Source organism: Streptomyces sp. HUAS 31 (assembly GCF_028198125.1).
GTDB lineage: Bacteria > Actinomycetota > Actinomycetes > Streptomycetales > Streptomycetaceae > Streptomyces > Streptomyces chartreusis.
Map to the genome: position 1 here is coordinate 9,098,511 of NZ_CP116353.1, position 17,924 is coordinate 9,116,434.

The window sequence follows — 17,924 nt, forward strand, 5'->3', positions numbered from 1 at the left end:
AAATCATGTGGGAGCCTGACGACCATGACCGCAGTAGCCGCCAGCTGGCTTCCTCTCAGCCCCGGTGAACGCTCGGTGGCGATCGAGGTGCTCCTCGCCGGCCCCCTGTCGCGCACCGAACTCGCCCGGCGCCTCGACCTCTCCGCCGGCAGCCTCACCCGGCTGACCAAACCGCTGATCGAGTCTGGCCTCCTGATCGAGGTCCCCGAGGCGGGCGGGATGATGGAGGTCCGCCAGGGACGCCCCTCGCAGCCGCTGGACGTCGTCGCCGAGTCACGGTCCTTCGTCGGCTACAAGATCACCGAGGACATGGTCTACGGCGTCGTGACCACCCTCCGCAGCGAGATCGTCGCCCGCTACGACCGCCCCGTGACCTCCCATGAACCGGGTGAAGTGGTGGCACTGCTGGGCGAGATGACCGACGAGCTCGCGGCGAGCCACCCCCGGCTCGCCGGCATCGGCATCGGCGTGGGCGGCCTGGTCGAGGACCGTGCCGTGGTCGGGGAGTCGCCGTTCCTGCACTGGCGGGACGTGCCGCTCGCCGAGCTGGTGGAGGAGCGCACCGGGCTGCCGGTGGTGGTGGAGAACGACGTCGCAGCGCTCGTCGAGGCCGAGACCTGGTTCGGTGCCGGCCGGGGCCTCGACCGGTTCGTCGTCCTCACCATCGGCGCCGGCATCGGCTACGGGCTGGTCCTGGGCGGCAAGCGGGTGCCCTACGCCGAGGAGGACCGCGGCTTCGGCAGGCACTGGATCATCAACCCCAACGGCCCCCTGACCCCCGACGGGGCGCGCGGCAGCGCCGTCTCACTGCTGACCATTCCGAACATCCGCTACCAGGTGCGGGCCGCCACCGGCCGTGACCGTACGTACGAGGAGATCCTGGAGCTCGCCGCGGCCGGGGAGCCGATGTCCGCCCGGGTGATCGAGGAGGCGGCCGGTGCGCTGGGCGTCCTGGTCGCGCAGATCGCCAACTTCGTGCTGCCGCAGAAGATTCTTCTCGCCGGCGAGGGGGTGGGCCTGATGGACGTGGCCGGCGGGACTGTGGCGGACGCCATGCGCGCGCACCGGCATCCGCTCGCCGCGCCGATCGACCTGGAGACGAAGGTGTCCGACTTTCACGACTGGGCCCGTGGTGCCGCCGTTCTCGCCATCCAGGTGCTGGTGTTGGGTGCCATGGACGCCTGAACTCGACGTTCGCCATTGACATATGACGTGATCAGCAACACGGTCCGTTATGCCCGGATTGAGTGTGCTTACTCACAGCGCCTTCACGTCCCGGGCCGTATGCTTCACAGCATGTCCACCACTGTTGAAATCGCCTCCGATCGATCGGCTGACGAGGTCAACGAGGAGATCCGGGCGCTGTGGCGCCGGGCGGGCGGGACACTGAGCGTCGAGCAGCGCGAGGAGTACCAGCGCCTCGTCATGGAGTGGGCCAAAGCGGCCCCGCAGACGGTGAAGGCGGCCTGAGCGCCCTCTCGACCGAGGGTCCGAGCAATCTCTCCTCGGCCACCTCGCCACGCACCTGATCCTCCCGAGGCACCCCCGTTCCGAGGGGTGCCTTTCTCACGATGACCTCTCTCACACAGACCTCGGCCGGCCCATGTGCGCGGGCCGGGGCCCATCACCCCCAAGTCGTCGAGTAGTACCGCCGGTACGCCTTGCGGTCCTGCTCCGCGCGGATGAAGCGGGTCGCCACCAGGGCGCACAGGCTGCCCGCGATGACCAGCAGACCGGGTCCCGCGTTCTTCGGGTCCGCCAGCCGGGCCAGCAGCGTCGCGGCGCCCTCGCCGGTGATCGGCGCCGACGAGCCGGGGGACGCCTCACCGGGCGCGATGGCACTCTGCGTCGCCGACGGCGCAGGCGCTGCGCCCTGACCCGAGCCGTTCTGCGCCGCGACGATCATCTTGACGTCCAGCGCGGCCATGGCCTTCGTCACGGGCTGGAAGAACGTCGTACCGCCCGAGGTGCAGTCGCCGCTGCCGCCCGACGTCACGCCCAGCGCGACACCCTCGGAGAACATCGGGCCACCGCTGTCGCCGGGTTCGGCGCACACGTTCGTCTCGATGAGCCCGGTGACCGTCCCCTCGGGGTAGTTGACCGTGGCGTTGAGCGCCGTCACCTCGCCGTCGCGCAGTCCGCTGGTGCTGCCGCTGCGGAACACCCGCTGGCCGACGGCCGGATCGGCGGCGCCGGTGATCCGTACGCCCTTGCCCTCGCCGATGGACACCACCTCGGCGCCGGCCCCGGCCTTGCCGCTCGCGTACTGCACCAGCGAGAAGTCACTGCCGGGGAAATTCTGCTTGATCGTCTGCCCGATCTGCTGGGTGCCCCGGGTGTCGGCGAACCACACCGAACCGTCGGGCCCGCAGTGCCCGGCCGTGAGGATGAAGTCGCGCTTCCCGTCGGTGACGTTGAACCCGGCCGAACAGCGCCCGGCGGTCGACAGCAGCGGCAGCGCGCCGTTGAGCCGGGTCGTGAACGTGCCCTCGGTGCGCTCCATCCGGACGAAGCCGCCCATGCCGTCCGCGAGTTGTGTCATCCGGGACCAGTCGGAGGCCGAGACGGTGCTGTCGCCCTTCACGACCACCTCGTTGGACCGGTAGTCCATCACCCACGCCGTACCGGCCACCCGGGGCGCCGAGCGCAGCGTCGAGGCCGCCGACTTCAGATCGTCCATGCTGTGGTCGACCATCTTCGCCTCGGCACCGGCCTTGCGGACCGCGGCCGCGGCCTCCTCGTCGGTGACCGCGACGACCGGCTTCCCCGCGGCATTCAGCCAGCTCCCCGCCGTACGGGACGCGCCCAGACGGGCGACCAGCTCACTGCCGGTGTCAGCGGCCGAGGCGGCGAAGGTGCGCGGGACGGAGGTGCCGTCCGGCTCGCTCGCCACGGCGCGTGTGACCATCGTTCCGCCGAGGAGGAGTCCGCCGACGGCCGCCAGCCGTGTCACTCGCCGGACGAGACGTCGTCGTGCGTGCCTCATGCATGGCTCCCGAACCAAGTACAGCGCGGCGTCAACGCCGCGGGGCCCTCCCGGAGTTGAGCACCCTCTCTCCATACGCAGCGCGGCCCGTCCGCGTTCACGGCCCAGGTGATCTTTCTGGCGCCGGCGGGCACCGGGCCACTTCAGGGCATCCACCGGCCACTGCCCGCCGCGCCCGTTCCCGGTTCCTGTAAAGCCCACCTATCTTGTGATCCATGACGAGGATCCCGCACGAGACGTCCGGTGAACCGAATCCCCTGCGCGCCCTGACCCTCGACCGCCTGCGATGTCGCACGAGCATGAAGTGGCGCGCCTACCCCGACGACGTCCTGCCGCTGTGGGTGGCCGAGATGGACGTCCTGCCGGCCGAACCCGTCGTCCGCGCCGTCACCGACGCCCTCGCACTCGGCGACACCGGCTACCCCGCGGGCACCGGCTACGCCGAGGCGCTCGCCGCGTTCGCGGAGAAGCGGTGGGGCTGGGACGGGCTGGCCGTGGAGCGGACGGCGATCGTGCCGGATGTGATGCTCGGCGTGGTCGAGATGCTCAAGCTGGTCACCGGGCCGGGCGATCCGGTCGTGGTGAACTCGCCCGTGTATCCGCCGTTCTTCCAGTTCGTCGAGCACATGGACCGGCAGGTGGTCGAGGCCCCGCTGGGCGCCGACCTGCGCATCGACCTCGACGTACTGGAGGAAACCTTTCGGCGGGTGACCGAGGGAGGGCACGCCGCAGCCTTCCTGTTGTGCAGCCCCCACAACCCGACCGGCACCGTGCACACTGCCGCCGAACTGGCCGCCGTCGCAGACCTCGCCGACCGCCACGGCGTACGGGTCGTCATCGACGAGATCCACGCGCCGATCACCGCCGCCGGGGTCGACTTCGTGCCCTATCTGAGTGTCACCGGCGGCGAGAACGGGCTGTCGCTGATGTCGGCGTCGAAGGCATGGAACCTGGCCGGCCTCAAGGCGGCCCTCGCCATCGCAGGGCCCGGCTCCGCCGCGGACCTGGCCCGCATGCCGGAAGAGGTGAGCCACGGGCCCAGCCACCTCGGCATCATCGCCCACAGCGCGGCCCTGCGGGACGGCACCGACTGGCTCGACAGCCTGCGGGCGGGCCTCGACGACAACCGGCGTCTGCTCGCCGACCTCCTCGCCGAGCACCTCCCGGCCGTCACTCACCGCCCCGCCGAGGCCACGTACCTCGCCTGGCTCGACTGCAGCGCCCTCGGCCTCGGCGACGACCCCGCGGAGGTCTTCCTGCGCCGCGGTCGGGTCGCCCTCAATTCCGGGATCCCCTTCGGCACCGGCGGCGCCGGGCACGTACGGCTCAACCTGGCGACATCGCCCGAGCTGATCGAGGAGGGCGTACGTCGGATGGCGGTGGCGTTCGACTGAGCCGGCCGGGGCGGGCCGGGGTTCCGTGTCCCGCCCCGCGGCCTACACTTCCCGCCATGGACGACACGTCGCTTGAGCAGCTCGGCGCGGGCAAGTACCTGCTCGTGACCAGTTACCGCAAGAACGGCACCGGAGTTCCGACGCCGGTCTGGGTGGTCCGGGACGGGGACGCCCTGGGCGTGTGGACGGTCGCCGACTCCTGGAAGGTCAAGCGGATCAGGGCCCGCGGCGACGTCCTCGTCGGCCCCTGCGACCTGCGCGGCAGGCCCACGGGCGAGTCGGTCCCCGCGACCGCCGAGATCTGCGACGAGGCGACCAGCGCCCGCTACCGGGGGCTCATCGCCCGCAAGTACGGGATCACCGGCCGCCTCACGCTCCTCGGCAGCCGACTGCGCCGCGGTGCGAACGGCACCGTCGGCGTGCGGATCACGCTGACGCCCTGACCGGGCGGGACGGGGCGTCAGCGCGAGCGGGTCACGAGGCGTCGAGCACCGTGCCCGTGATCACCGGCGCACCCGGCTGCGGACGACCGGAGTCGTCGTGCGCCTGGAAGCGGACCGACTCCGCCTGTTCCGCGACCTGGTCCTTCACCGTCGGGATCACGAGGTCGGCGGACTTCTTGCCCGCCTCGACGTTCACCCACAGGGACAGCCCGTCCACCTTGGACAACGGCCGTTCCGGGTCCGGCGACTGACCGGTGTTCTCGTCGAGCCAGCGGGGGTCGACGTCCTTCGTGGACAGTTCCCGGCCGTCCGTGACCGGCAGCAGCGCGTACACACCGGTCACGTCTGCGTCGGCGACCGCCGACAGCGAGACCCGCCACTTCAGCGGCTGTCCCTCGGTCACCCGGTCGGCGAGCGGCGCCACCGAGACCGACGGCATCGGGTCGTCGTTCTGGACGGTCACGCCGCCCAGGTGGGAGCCCACCACGGCGGTGCGCACCGCCTTCACGAAGATGTCCTGGCCCGAGTCGTAGCCGTAGCGGGTGTTGCCCTCGACCTTCACCGGCACGTCGATGACGTTCGTGCCGGGCCGGACCGTCACCAGGCGGCTGGTGACGCGGTCGGTGACCGGGTCGGGGACGAACAGCCGTACCTGCCCGCTGCCGTGCCCGGAGACACTCACCGGCACCCGGTAGGTCCGAACGCCCGAGTCGCCTTCCTTGACCGTCAGCCGGCCGATGTCGACCCGGGGCAGCGGGGCCGCCGAGACCGCAGGTGTGCCCGGCCGCCAGGCCCAGGCGTCCATCAGCCAGGCCTTCCCGGAGCGCGTGCGCGGGGTCAGCGTCAGGGACTTGACGTGCCGCAGGTCGAGCGCGGCCGCGTCGTCGGCCCCGACCGGCACGCGCACCTCACGCGCCCAGTAAGAGGCGGTCCGGTCCGTCCCCGGCAGCCCGTCGACCTTGACGCGGCCGAGCGTCCGGTGCCGTCCGGCGGTGTCGGTGACGGAGACGTCCAGCTGTGTGCCGGTGGTGTTCGGCGGGACGACGACGCGCAGCGCCAGCGCCTTCGAACCGGTGAGGGACACCGGCCGGTCAGGGCTGATCCGGGCGGCCGATCCGGCCGCCGTCCAGCGCAGAGCGACCGCTCGGCGGCCTGGTTCACGGTCGGTCTCCCAGCGCGCGAAGTGCGGTGAGCGGCCCGCCGTCTCCGACGAGAGACAGGCCTTCGCCGTGTCGGGGTCCACCGCCGAGCAGAGCCGGGCCCCGCTCACGGCGACCTTGCCGTCCGGCAGGAAGCCGGCACCGCGGCGGGCGCCCACCGCATGGGTGAGGACACGCGCGGGGTCGGCCGAGGGAGCACGCCGGTCCGAGCCGTCGAGCAGCGGGCGCACCCGGTCGTCACCCGCGACGAACAGCCGTGCCGCCGCGGCGATGTAGGTCGCGCCGGCCTTGTGCTGCTGGTCGGCGGTCAGCCGGGTCCGGGTGCCGGGTGAGCACACCGGGTCGCGCTGCTCCTCGTCGTCCCAGAAGTCGTCGTCGGCGGGCGCCTCGGCCTGGCCGGGCGTCCACTCGCTGTTGAAGTAGTTGTGGTTGGCGCCCACCACGTACACCGCGCTGTGCAGGGCGGTCCCGCGGCTGACCTGGCGGGTGCCGTCGACGTACACCTCGCCCTGGAGGTCGGAGACGTCGCCGTCGCAGCCCGGCAGGATCGTCGTCGACGGCACGTCCGGTACCGGGTTCTGGCCGAAGATCGTCGGGCCGATCAGCACGGTGCCGCGGATGCGCCAGCGCACCGGGCCGTGATGGCCGTCCTGCGCGGCGGGCGGCGCGTAGAGGCTGTCCATGGCCGCCCGGTTGACGCCCTCGCCACCGCGCGAGTGCCCCACGAGCAGCACCCGGGACAGATCGGCGCGGGGCGCCTGCCGTACGGCCGCCGGGCCCGTGCCCGGCCGGGCGGACCAGTCGGCCCAGCGGGCCAGGTGCTGCCGCACCAGCGACGAACGGGCCTGTGCGCCGCCGTCGTCGGCCTGCCAGTCCTGACCGTTGATGCCGTTGGCGGAGATCGACACCGTCACATAGCCCTGCGAGGCGAGAAGGCGCTGGTCGCGCAGGTAGCCGCGATGGCTGGGAATCGGCTTGGAGCCGGTCGCGCAGGGCCAGTCACCGGTGGTCTCGCCCTGCGGGGTGTAGCAGGTGGAGTGGCGCCCGTGGAGGAACAGGGCGAGCGGACGGCGGCCCTCGGCACCCTTGGGCGCCACCACCACGGCCCGCATCTCGACCGGCTGGGGGAAGCCGGGCAGCCGTACCGGGTCGAGGTCGTACTCGCCGGAGACGGTCCGGTACGAGCCCGGCTTGCCGGGGTCGACCGCGTTCGCCGGCAGCCGGGGCGGGACGGCTGATCCCGCGCGGGGGCCGGAGGAAGATCCGGGGGCGTCGTCGGGTGCGTCCAACCTGCGCCCCGCGGCCCGTACTTGCAGGTCCTGCACGGAGTCCAGCCGGAGCCCGTCGAGGCCGAGCCGGAACGTCCGGCCGTCCTTCGCCGGCGCCGGATGGCCGAGCAGCCGGTCACCGGCGTAGAACTCGACGCGGGCGTCCCCCATGGGCACCCGTTCGTCCGAGCGCCAGACCAGCTTGCGCGCCGGTCCGTCGCCGGAGACGCTCCAGTCCGGCGGCAGACTCCCATCGCTGTCGGCAAGGTCCGCTAACGGTCTTGTCGCGGACGTCGGTTGAGCCTGGGCCCACCCTGGCGACGCCCCCACGATCGCGAGCACCGCCACGGCGGTGACCCATATTCGCCGGGCACGAATCACGTGCCCCTCCTTCCGTTCGCTCCGGGACGGAGGGTCCCGGGCTCTCACCCCGGGAGGACGGAAGGAGTTGGTCGTGCGTTGCCTGTGACAAGCGGGAAAAGGGATCAGTGGCGGGTCAGCCGGCCGGTGGGCATGACTGGCCGGACGTCCGACGGGAAAGGCCACCACAATGAGCCGAACTCCCCAGCGCCGCGCCGTCGTCGTCGGCACCGGCCACCGCGCCCAGACCTTCACCCGCGCCCTCGCCGAACGCCCCGGTCACCTCGTCGCCGCCCTCTGCGACCCCAGCCCGACCCGGATGGCCTTCCACAACCGGCTGCTGACCGACGCGGGCGAGCCCGCCGCCACCGAGTGGGAGCCCTGCCGATTCGCCGACCTGCTCGTCAAGGAGGGCATCGACGAGGTGGTCGTCACCACCGTCGACGCCGAGCACGACCGCTACATCGTCCCCGCCCTCGAGGCGGGCTGCCGGGTGGTCACCGAGAAGCCGATGACCGTCGACGCGGAGCGCTGCGCCCGCATCCTCGACACGGTCCGGTCGACCGGCAACTCCCTCACCGTCGCCTTCAACTACCGCTTCAACCCCGTGCACGAGAAGGTCCGCGAACTGCTGGCAGGTGGCGCGATCGGCGAGATCCTCTCCGTCCACTTCGAGTGGCTGCTCGACGTACGCCACGGCGCCGACTACTTCCGCCGCTGGCACCGGGAGAAGGACCGCAGCGGCGGACTGATGGTGCACAAGTCCAGCCACCACTTCGACCTGGTCAACTGGTGGCTCGCCGACGAGCCGAGGGACGTCTTCGGCTACGGCAGGCTCGGCTTCTACGGCCGTGCCGCGGGCGAACGCCACGGGCTGCGCCGGGACTACGACCGCGCCCACGGTGCCGAGGGGGCCGCCGACGACCCCTTCGCCCTGGACCTGTCGGCCAACGACACCCTGCGCGCGCTCTACCTCGACGCCGAGCGGGACGACGGGTACGTGCGGGACCGGAACGTCTTCGGCGGCCCCGTCACCATCGAGGACGACATGGCCGTCCTCGTCCGCTACGCCGGCGGCGCCACCATGACGTACCACCTCACCGCGTACTCCCCGTGGGAGGGCTACCGCGTGATGTTCAACGGCAGCGCCGGCCGGCTGGAACTGGAGGTGGAGGAGAGCCGCTGGCAGCGGCCCACGACCAGGATCGGCTCCGACAGCGGCGCGCTGCACGGGGACACGGCCGCCGAGCACGCGGGCGGGGCGAGGCTCACCCTGCGGCCGTTGTGGCAGGCCCCGCTGGACATCCCCCTCGTGACCGCCCACGAGGCGCACGGCGGGGGAGACCCACGGATGCTCGACGCCCTGTTCGGCCCGGTCGACGGCGTGCGGCCGGTCGGCGCGCCTGCGGTGGCGCATCCGACGGCGACCGAGCGGGACGGCGCGCTGGCCCTGGCCGTCGGGCTCGCCGCGAACCGCTGCTTCGAGACCGGACTGCCGGTCGCCGTGGCGGAGTTGGTGCCCGGGATCGGTGCGGACTCAGGCCCTCGGCGGGTTCAGGGAGAAGAGGGAGAGCAGGGGGATCAGGTCCAGGCCCGGTAGGGCTCGTCGACCAGCTGGAACACCGGCTCGCCCCGGACCGGGTCCTTCGCCGTCGAAAGCCGGACCCGGTCGCCGCTGTGGATGCCGATGGGCGGACCCATGACCCTGCCGCGCACGACGAACCCCTCGGCCATCTCTATGAGCGACACATTGCGCGCGGCGGGGGTGTTGCGGTGCACCACCGAGGAGTGGCGGACCGTCCCGACGCCCTCGCTGCGCTCCGTCCGCAACTCGCTGCCCTGGCAGACCGGACACAGCAGGCGGTGGTACGTGGCGGTGCCGCACCACGTGCAGCGCTGGAAGACGATGGCCTCCGTGTCGGGCGCCGTGCGGTCGAGTACACCCGCCCCGGAGCCGACGGCCTGACGAGCAACGCTTCCTGAGTGGTGGTACACGCTGTCAACTCCCTGCGCTCGGCCGGAATCCCGCGTGCGCGGGTCGCCCGAGCACGCACATGCCCGGTTCACCGTGCCACCGTGCACACGGTCAGCGTATGGCACTGAGTGCCACAGGTAAAGGCACTGCGTTCCCTGAATCTGGCGAGGTTCGGCCGCGGGCGGTTCAGCCGCGGTCGAGCGTCGCCTCGATCTCCTGGACCACGCGCCACAGCGGGGCACCGCGACGGGATACGACGACGACCACGTCCTCGGGCCCCTCGGCGCGCAACGGGGGCGGAGGAGGGGCCACGCCGAAGGTGGACTGCACATAGCCCAGGGCCTGGTCCACTCCGGCGCTCGCGTCGCCGTGGCCGTCCGAGCGGAGCCAGGAACGCAGGGCGTTGTTGTGCGCGGCGACCACTGCGGCGGCGATCACATCGGCCTGGAGCGTGCCGTCCCGCCGGCCCGCGAAGCGCCCGCGCAGATACTCGGCCAGGGCCCGCTCGTAGCGCCAGACGACCGACAGCTCGTACGCGCGCAGCCCGGGCACCTGCTTGGTGAGCCGGTAGCGCTGCACCGAGAACGTCGGGTTCTCCGCGTACATGCGCAGCACGAGCCGGGCCGCGTCGCACACCCGGCGTACCGGCTCGTGCTCCTCGCCGCTCGCGGCGAGGAACGCCGTCATGTCGGCCAGGCAGCGCTCGTGGTCCGGGAAGACCACGTCCTCCTTGGACGGGAAGTAGCGGAAGAACGACCGCCGTCCGACGCCGGCCAGCGCGACGATGTCGTCGACGGTCGTCTGCTCGTAGCCCCGCTCCAGGAACAGCCGGAAGGCCGCCGCGACCAGGGCGTCCCGCATCGGGGGCTTCGTGCTGCTGGAGCTCATGGACGGAACGTAGCACCCGGAGCTGCGTCAATGGCACTCAGTGCAGTCGGAGGAGGGAACTGAGTGCTTCGGACATCCGGTCGATCCGATGTTTGTCCGGCGGCCCTCAGTCTGCCTACGATCGCCTGCCGCCGCAGCCGAGGAGCCCCGCATGCCGTCCGCCCGACCCCGCGTCCTGTACGTCACCGACCTGGCCTACCCGGCCCGCGGGCGCCGCTACTGCGACGAGGACATCTTCCTCACCTCCCGGCTGCGCGACGACTTCGACCTCGCCCTGTGCCACCCCCGGGACGCGGCCGCGCTCATGGGCGCCTTCGACGCGGTCGTCGTCCGCAACAGCGGCCCGGTCCTGACCTACCAGGACGCCTACGACGACTTCCGCCGCCGCGCGATCGCCGGCGGGACCCGGGTGTACAACCCGCTCTCCGGCAGGGCCGACATGGCCGGCAAGCAGTACCTGCTCGACCTGAGCGCCGCCGGCTACCCGGTCATCCCCACCGTCGACCGCGCCGAGGACCTGCACCGGCTGCCCGAGGCCGACCGCTATGTCATCAAGCCCAAGCTGGGCGCCGACTCGATGGGGCTGCGGATCGTGCCGGCGAAGGAGGTGCGCGACTCGGTCGCCGGGGACGTCCTCGTACAGCCCTGCGTCGACTTCGCCTACGAGGTCTCGTTCTACTTCGTCGACCACGACTTCCAGTACGCCCTGTACGCGCCGCACACCGACCGGCGCTGGCAGCTGGAGCGGTACGAACCGACCGACGGCGACCTGGAGTTCGCCCGGCGCTTCGTCGAGTGGAACGGCCTCGGCCACGGCATCCAGCGCGTGGACGCCTGCCGCGCGCCGGGCGGTGAACTCCTGCTGGTCGAGCTGGAGGACCTCAACCCCTACCTGTCGCTCGACGCCCTGGACGACGCCGGCCGTGACGTGTTCGTCGCCGCGCTGAAGACGTCCCTGCACCGCTTCCTCGCCGCGCCCGCCTGACCGCGGCAACCGCGCCCCGCGCCGGGCTGAACCGGCGGGACGTGTGCCCCGTATCACTCCTCGGGGATTGGCGAGCCCCGTGCAGACGGGGACGGAAGGAGTGCGGTTGTGTCCACACGGCCCGACCCCGCGGAGCCGGACGAAGGCCCGGTCCTGGAACCGATCCGCGTCCTGCGCCCGCGCCGCACGGACGCCCTCGCGGAGCTGTTCCGCGAGTGGGAGGAAGGCAACGCGGGCTACGAGGCGGTGGCCGTGCCCGGGTCCCTGCCCGGCACCGAGGACGCGACACAGGAACTGCCCGCCGTCGCCGAGGACATGAAAGGCGCGCGGCGCCGCGGTGACCGTACCGGTCCGGGTCCCGGATTCCGGCGTACCGCTGTCGCGGTCGCCGTGACGGCGGCGGCCGTCGTCGGGTTCGGCGGCGCGCTCCTGCTCGCCGGCCGTGAGGACGACTCGCAGGCCCGCGAGCCGGATCCGTCGGCGAGCGCGTCCGCTTCGGCCGAGCCCGAGCCTCCCGCGTCCGGCGCACCCGGCGGGGGCGCGCAGCAGGACCCCGACTGCACGGCTTCATTCCGGACCGTCAACAGCTGGCAGGGCGGCTTCCAGGGCGAGGTGACGGTGACCAACGCGCCCACGGGCGCGTCCTCCGGGTGGACCGCGACGGTCGTGCCGCCCGCCGGTGCCCGGCTCACCCAGGTCTGGGACGGCACCCTCGCCACCACCGCGGACGGCAGGGCGACGGTCTCCAACGCGTCCTGGAACGGCACCCTGGAACCCGGCGCGAGCGTCACCTTCGGGTTCCTCGCCGCCACTTCGGGCCAGGTCGGGGAGCCGTCGGCGACGGTCACCTGCGCGGCGACGGCCGGCGACTCCTGACCGCCCGACGGGTCGGCGGAGTGCTCCGGTGCGGTCGGCACCGGGGCGCCGGCTCAGCGCCCTCGGTCGACCAGCGCCTGGGACACCGCGCGCACGCTGCGGGCGATGTGCTGCAGCTGCATGACCTCGGCCGCGTACATCTTGATGGTGTGCTCGATGACCGACTCGGGCATGCCGAGCGCGGGCAGGTCGGCGCGGGCGGTCTGGAGGGCGGTGCGCGCGACCCGGATCTCGTTCTGGACCTGGATCTGCGCGTGCCGGGCGAGCAGGACGGGGTGGCGGATCAGCGCCGGATAGCTGGCGTAACGGGCCGGCACCAGCTCGCGCAGCCACTTCGCGGCCGAGCGTTCCCAGTCGTAGGACCCGGGGGTCTTGACCTGGCACGGCCAGTCCGGGGTGATGCGCGTGGTCGTCAGGGGCATGGTCATCGCTTCCGGTGTGCGGCGTCGTCTGGGTGTCCGACGGGGTCGGGGCGGCCCCGGCCTAGGGGATGACCGGGGCCGCCGCCACGGGCGCTCGCGCAGGCGATGCCCGACCGAACAGCCCGAACGCCGACGCGGGTAGGAGACGGCGGCCACGGCTGTTCGCAATGGAGCCCGGAAGGCAGACGGCAGTCGCACGACGGATGGGGTGACGTGCGCATGAGCGGTCCGACTGCTTTCGCGGGCGGGTGGTGCGGTGTGAAGTATTTATATATGCCGTCTGGTTTGCAAGACGTATGAAAACATTCATGCGCGCTTTGATGTGAAAGGTTCCCCTGTGCTCCGGTATTCACCGGTGTGCGAGGGGTGCCCTTTCGGGCAGGCGGTACGAGGGTCAGTCGCGCAGGAAGAACTGGTGCTGGTCGGAGATCTGCTCGTAGTCCTCCAGCCGCGCCTGCGTCCGCTCCGGGTCCGCGTCGGTCATGGCCTGGAGCAGCGCTGCGGCCATCACGCCGGGCGCGGCGTACGAGTCGAAGACCAGCCGCGATCCGGTGCCGGTCGCGAAGACCACGTCGGCCGTGTCCGCCACCGGGCCGAGCGCCAGATCCGTGACCAGGGCGACCCGCAGCCCGGCGCTGCGCGCGACCCGCACCGCGGTCAGCGTCTCCTGCGCGTGCCGCGGCATGGAGAACGCCAGCACCCAGGTGCCGCCCGCCTCCCGTGACTGGAGCAGCGCGTCGTAGGCGACACTGCCGCCCCGCGTCACCAGCCGGACGTCCGGGTGGATACGTCGTGCGGCGTAGGCGAAGTACTCGGCGAGCGAGGCGGAGATGCGCAGCCCGAGGATGGTCAGCGGGGTCGACTGCGACAGCTTGCGGCCGACGTCGATCAACTGGTCCGGGTCGGCGAAGTCGCGCCGCAGGTTCTCCAGGTTGTCGATCTCGGCGTCCACGGCCGACTGGAGTTCGTTGGCGCCGTTCTCCTCCGCCGCCACCGGGCCGCCGGACAGGGCGCCCAGCGCGATCGCCTGGAGCTTCTCCCGTAGCGCCGGGTAACCGCTGAAGCCGACGGCGGCGGCGAACCGGGTCACGGAGGGCTGGCTGACGCCGGCCCGTTCGGCGAGGTCGGTGATCGAAAGGAACGCCGCCTCGGTGATGTGCTCGATCAGGTACTGCGCGATGCGCCGCTGCCCGGGGGAGAGCCGGGGCTGGTCGAAGAGCGTCCTGAGCTGGGAAGTCGGGGACACCCCGGTCTCCGGCACCGACTTTCCGGAGGTGATGGCGGATGCCTGTGCGCGTGCCTGCTGGGGCGATGGCGCCGGTGCGCCTCTTTTGTCTCCCACAGTGCCTCAACATAGCTCACACACCGTGTCGACCCGGTCCGCTCATGCGCTCCACTCAGCGACGATAGATCGTGATCGAATGACCGACGCCGTCGATCGGCCGACTGCCGGCGATCAGTTCGGCCAGCCGTCCGGTCGCCTTGGCCGCCGCGGAGTCCGACACCACCAGCAGTCCGCGCACCTCACCGGGGTCCGCCCGGCGCGGATCGGAGGCGTGGATTCCGTAGTACGACGGCACCCCGCTGCCCTTGTAGACGAGCCAGATCCGCTCGCCCCGGTACCGCTCACGCAGCCGGTCCGCGAGCCGGCCCAGGTCCTGTCCCCAGTCGACGTTCGAGTCGTGCAGCCGCAGATGGGTCTTCGCCGGACCGCCGAACGCCTCGTTGGAGTACGGCAGATAGTAGGGGTAGGTGCGCAGCGAGCTCACCGCGACGAACAGCACCAGCGCGCCGACCGCCGCCGGCACCCACCGCCGGCGCACCACCAGGACACAACCCGCCGCCACCGCCAGGAACATCGGCACGAACACCGCGTACCGCGTGCCGAAGTCCCGCGACCCGAGCATGGCCGCGCCGAGCAGTACGGCCGTCGGTACCAGCAGATACGGCGCCACGGGCCGCAGCCGCCGCACGGCCACCAGGGTGACGGCGCCCGCGGCCCACAGCGCGAGCATGCCGAGCGGCGTCTTCACCAGCAGCGCGGCCGGCAGGTAGTACCAGAGCGACCCGGTGTAGAGCCGGCCGAACAGAAAGCCCTGCCACGGGTAGTCCTCGAAGTGGAACTGCACGCGCATGCCGTCCCGGTACGCCTCCGGGAACGGCAGCAGGTCCACGACCAGCCCGCGCAGTCCGCGCACCGCGGGCACGGGCTGCTCCGGCGCCCAGCGCAGCCGTGGATCCACCACGAGATACGACGCCCATACGACCGCGATCGCGACCAGCACCAGGACGCCGGCGCCGGCCGCGGCCCGCACCACTGCCCGCCGACGAGGCCGAGAGGGCTCTCGCGCGCACCACACCGACAGGCCGGCGAGCGCCATCAGCACCGGGATCGCCGCGAGCATGCTCATCTTCGTCGCCAGGGCCGCCCCGAGCGCCGCCCCGGCCAAGGGCACGTACAGCCGGGGCCGATGGCGGGCCCGCCACAGCAGCCAGACGGACGTCAGCACGAAACCGGCCGCCGGCACGTCCAGTGTGGCGAGCGAGCCGTGCGCGACGAGGTCGGGGGAGAAGGCGTACAGGCCGAGCGCCGCCAAACCGCCCGCCGCACCGGCGAGTTCCCGGGCGAAGGCGAACACGACCAGCCCGAACGCGAGCGTCAGGGCGATCACCGGCAGCCGCGCGAACAGCATCACACGCCACGGGTCGTTCCCGGACTCGTACAGCAGATGGCGCCCCAACCGGCCCTGATCGCCGGTGAAGGAGGCATCGACACGCGGATCGGCGAGGGCCACACCGACGCCGATGACCAGCTTGCCGAGCGGCGGATGCTCGGGGTTGTGGACCACCTCGTGCTCGTGCAGATACTCGGCCGCCGTGCCGACGTACACGGGTTCGTCGATGGTCGGCGTCTGCCGCACCGCGGTCGTCACCATCGCGACGGCCATCTGACCGAGCAGCAGGACCACCAGGAGCGGGACGAGCAGGCGCCGGACGGGTCGTCGCCGGCGCCGGGCGACGGGTGGGTCGGCGAGCCCCTCAGCAGCCGGAACCGTGGTCGGGGGCGTGACCGGCTTCGAGGCCGATTGCTGTTCGAGCGCCATCATCCGCTCCGCGGCACCGTCGGCCCCGGGACGGCGGAAGCTGATTCTCGGGCGGCCCATGGGCCCACTCTGCATCAGCTTCCGCCCGGGACGCGGTTACCGCCTCAGGAGTCGTACCGACAGACCTTCCGTCGTGTAGACGGGTACGGCTCGCAGAGCGGGTGAGTTCACCTCGATCCGGTCGAACTCGCCGCGCAGCCGCTGCGCCGCGACGACGGGAACCGTGCTCCCCGCGACCGGCGGGCGCTCGGGGTCCAGGCGCAGCGACAGCACAGTGCCGCGGCCCAGCACGACCCGGCCGGACACCTCGAGCGCCGGGCCGTGGTCCCTGCGCAGCGGCAGCTCCAGTCGCGTGTCGCCCTCCTGGACGTACGCGCCGCGCACCCGCAGCACCTTGACCGCGCGCAGCGTGCCGCCCAGGACGCGCACGTCGCCCTGGCCGAGGGCGTTCGCGGAGGCCCCGACGAGCACGCCGCCCTCGACGACCGTGCCGCCGTGGAAGCGGTTGTGGCCCGACAGGGTGAGGGTGCCGGTGCCGCGCTTGGTCAGGCCGCCCTCGCCGCTGATGTCGTTGCGCCAGCTGTCCGTCGCGCCGAAGCCCCCGGCGGCCGCGTCGAGAGTGACGGTCACGTCGGAGTCGAAGGCGCCGTAGCCGTCGGCGGCCGAGAAGAGGTCCAGCCGCCCCCACTGTTCGAAGCCGTCGAGCAGGACGTACCCGGCCGGCAGTGCGGTCGTGCGCAGCACCTCGCGGCGCTGGGCCGCGGTCAGATAGGGCTGGCGTGTCTCCAGCAGCACCTCGGCGCCCTTGGGCACGGTCAGCGGCTCGTGACGGCCCTGCCGGGTCAGGACATAGGTCAGCTTGGGACGGACCGTACGGGCGTTGGACTCGCGGTCGGCGTACGGGTCGGTGTCGGTGCCGGCCGAGTGGGCGTAGGCGTACAGCGTGTCGGCCGTGGTGTTGGTGTGCTGCCGGAAGTAGGCCAGGGCCTGGGCGCGAGCGGCGGCCTTGAGTTCGGCGTTGGCCGGGTCGGCGAGGGCGGCGGCGGCCAGGGCCGTGGCCATCACGCGGCCGCCCAGGACGTCGACGGTGGAGTGCATGCCGGCGACGATCCGGGTGTGGCTCAGCTCGAAGGCGCCGGTCACCAGCTCCTGGAAGCGCTCGGGCACGGCGTAGGCGTACGCCAGGGCCGCCAGGTGCAGGGCGTTGGTGTGCCCGCTGGGGAAGCCGCCGTCCTCGGCCGGGGTCTCGGCCCGCTGGCGCAGCAGCTGCGGGGCGACGCTCACCCGCGAGTCGTAGACCGGGAAGCCGAAGGCGTCCTTCGCCCCGGTGTCCACGACCTCGCTGTCCTCGTTCATCCGCCAGGGACGCGGGTACTGGAAGGCGAACTTGGCCGGGTTCCCGGAGGCGAACGGGCCGCGCACCGTGTCGACCAGCCTGGCCACCTGGCCGAGGTCCGACTCGTAGGAACCGGCGCCGATCGCGGAACCGGCGGGGGCGCCGGCGGGCACCGCGTCGCTGATCTTCCCGGCGGGCGTGCCGTCCGGGGCGCCGGTGATCGAGGTGACCGCCTTGGCGCCGGTCCTGTACAGCTCCGCCAGCGGACCGAGCCCGGCGATGACCGAGTAGCTCTGGTGCTGACGGTCGACGACGAACGATTCCTTCGCCTGGGCGTCCGTGCGCGCGGCGGTGACGCGGGCGCAGTAGCGCATGTTGGCGCGCAGCACCTCGGGCATCAGCGGCGTGCCGGTGTTCCAGGCGCCGCCGGTCTTCCACACCTTCGCGAAGCCGCCGAGGATCCGGACCACCGCGTTGGTCTCGGGCGTCTGGTTCGCGACGACGTTGGTCCTGTAGTCGTCGACGAACGCGGCCGCCCGTACGGCGGCCTTGGCATCGGCGGCGGGCAGCCAACCGGCGACGGCGGGCACCACGACGAGCGCCGCGCCGCCTCCGACGGAGGTCAGGAGAAAGCGCCTTCTGTCGAGGGACGGGGTGGCCAGGTCCCCGGAGGGTGACGGCATGAGTGCCTCTCTCGGATTCTTCGGCCGAACGGCCGGGAGGAGAT

Annotated in this window: 15 protein-coding genes; 7 read left to right on the top strand and 8 right to left on the bottom strand. The window is 72.3% G+C overall.

What is annotated here, in order from left to right; genetic code table 11:
* Window positions 1-24: 24 nt before the first annotated feature.
* Window positions 25-1,185 carry an ROK family transcriptional regulator gene (locus tag PGH47_RS39605; RefSeq protein ID WP_271667484.1) on the top strand — a complete coding sequence of 387 codons (1,161 nt, stop codon included), beginning with the start codon at window positions 25-27 and terminating at the stop codon, window positions 1,183-1,185.
* A gap of 99 nt (window positions 1,186-1,284) precedes the next feature.
* Window positions 1,285-1,470, top strand: a complete 186-nt coding sequence (locus PGH47_RS39610) for a hypothetical protein (RefSeq protein ID WP_107911128.1) — start codon at window positions 1,285-1,287, stop codon at window positions 1,468-1,470.
* A gap of 154 nt (window positions 1,471-1,624) precedes the next feature.
* Here the strand turns inward: PGH47_RS39610 and PGH47_RS39615 are convergent, their stop codons facing one another.
* Complete coding sequence (locus PGH47_RS39615; RefSeq protein ID WP_271667485.1) at window positions 1,625-2,986, bottom strand: S1 family peptidase; 1,362 nt, start codon at window positions 2,984-2,986, stop codon at window positions 1,625-1,627.
* A 215-nt stretch (window positions 2,987-3,201) separates the two neighbouring features.
* Between PGH47_RS39615 and PGH47_RS39620 the strand changes: the two genes are divergently transcribed.
* Complete coding sequence (locus PGH47_RS39620; protein ID WP_271667486.1) at window positions 3,202-4,380, top strand: MalY/PatB family protein; 1,179 nt, start codon at window positions 3,202-3,204, stop codon at window positions 4,378-4,380.
* A 56-nt stretch (window positions 4,381-4,436) separates the two neighbouring features.
* On the top strand, window positions 4,437-4,823 hold the full coding sequence (locus PGH47_RS39625) for a PPOX class F420-dependent oxidoreductase (RefSeq protein ID WP_126897794.1): 387 nt from the start codon (window positions 4,437-4,439) through the stop codon (window positions 4,821-4,823).
* A 31-nt stretch (window positions 4,824-4,854) separates the two neighbouring features.
* Here the strand turns inward: PGH47_RS39625 and PGH47_RS39630 are convergent, their stop codons facing one another.
* Window positions 4,855-7,632 carry a hypothetical protein gene (locus PGH47_RS39630; protein WP_271667487.1) on the bottom strand — a complete coding sequence of 926 codons (2,778 nt, stop codon included), beginning with the start codon at window positions 7,630-7,632 and terminating at the stop codon, window positions 4,855-4,857.
* 169 nt (window positions 7,633-7,801) lie between these two features.
* On the opposite strand from PGH47_RS39630, the gene PGH47_RS39635 reads away from it, so the two are divergent.
* Window positions 7,802-9,211, top strand: coding sequence for a Gfo/Idh/MocA family protein (locus PGH47_RS39635; protein ID WP_271667488.1), 1,410 nt, complete (start codon window positions 7,802-7,804; stop codon window positions 9,209-9,211).
* Here the strand turns inward: PGH47_RS39635 and PGH47_RS39640 are convergent.
* The gene (locus PGH47_RS39640) at window positions 9,193-9,606 is read right to left on the bottom strand and encodes a Zn-ribbon domain-containing OB-fold protein (protein WP_030963616.1); all 414 of its coding nucleotides are present in this window, start codon (window positions 9,604-9,606) and stop codon (window positions 9,193-9,195) included. The two genes, PGH47_RS39635 and PGH47_RS39640, sit on opposite strands and share 19 nt — an antisense overlap.
* Before the next feature lie 166 nt (window positions 9,607-9,772).
* A complete protein-coding gene (locus PGH47_RS39645) occupies window positions 9,773-10,447 on the bottom strand; it encodes a TetR family transcriptional regulator (RefSeq protein WP_271668263.1) in 675 nt (224 codons plus the stop codon).
* Between the two features lie 178 nt (window positions 10,448-10,625).
* On the opposite strand from PGH47_RS39645, the gene PGH47_RS39650 reads away from it, so the two are divergent.
* Together PGH47_RS39650 and PGH47_RS43155 are read left to right on the top strand one after the other, a co-directional pair.
* Entirely contained in the window at window positions 10,626-11,459 is an 834-nt protein-coding gene (locus PGH47_RS39650) for a hypothetical protein (protein ID WP_271667489.1), read from the top strand.
* Window positions 11,460-11,567: 108 nt separating this feature from the next.
* Window positions 11,568-12,335 carry a cellulose binding domain-containing protein gene (locus PGH47_RS43155; protein WP_333938189.1) on the top strand — a complete coding sequence of 256 codons (768 nt, stop codon included), beginning with the start codon at window positions 11,568-11,570 and terminating at the stop codon, window positions 12,333-12,335.
* A 53-nt stretch (window positions 12,336-12,388) separates the two neighbouring features.
* On the opposite strand, the gene PGH47_RS39660 is transcribed toward PGH47_RS43155, so the two are convergent.
* The 4 genes from PGH47_RS39660 to PGH47_RS39675 all read right to left on the bottom strand — a co-directional run bounded on the left by PGH47_RS39660 (window position 12,389) and on the right by PGH47_RS39675 (window position 17,880).
* Entirely contained in the window at window positions 12,389-12,763 is a 375-nt protein-coding gene (locus PGH47_RS39660) for a hypothetical protein (protein ID WP_030959331.1), read from the bottom strand.
* Between the two features lie 388 nt (window positions 12,764-13,151).
* The gene (locus PGH47_RS39665; protein ID WP_271667490.1) at window positions 13,152-14,099 is read right to left on the bottom strand and encodes a MurR/RpiR family transcriptional regulator; all 948 of its coding nucleotides are present in this window, start codon (window positions 14,097-14,099) and stop codon (window positions 13,152-13,154) included.
* A gap of 55 nt (window positions 14,100-14,154) precedes the next feature.
* A complete protein-coding gene (locus PGH47_RS39670) occupies window positions 14,155-15,864 on the bottom strand; it encodes a phospholipid carrier-dependent glycosyltransferase (RefSeq protein ID WP_435887851.1) in 1,710 nt (569 codons plus the stop codon).
* Window positions 15,865-15,957: 93 nt separating this feature from the next.
* A complete protein-coding gene (locus PGH47_RS39675) occupies window positions 15,958-17,880 on the bottom strand; it encodes a phosphatase PAP2 family protein (RefSeq protein WP_271667491.1) in 1,923 nt (640 codons plus the stop codon).
* Window positions 17,881-17,924 lie beyond the last annotated feature (44 nt).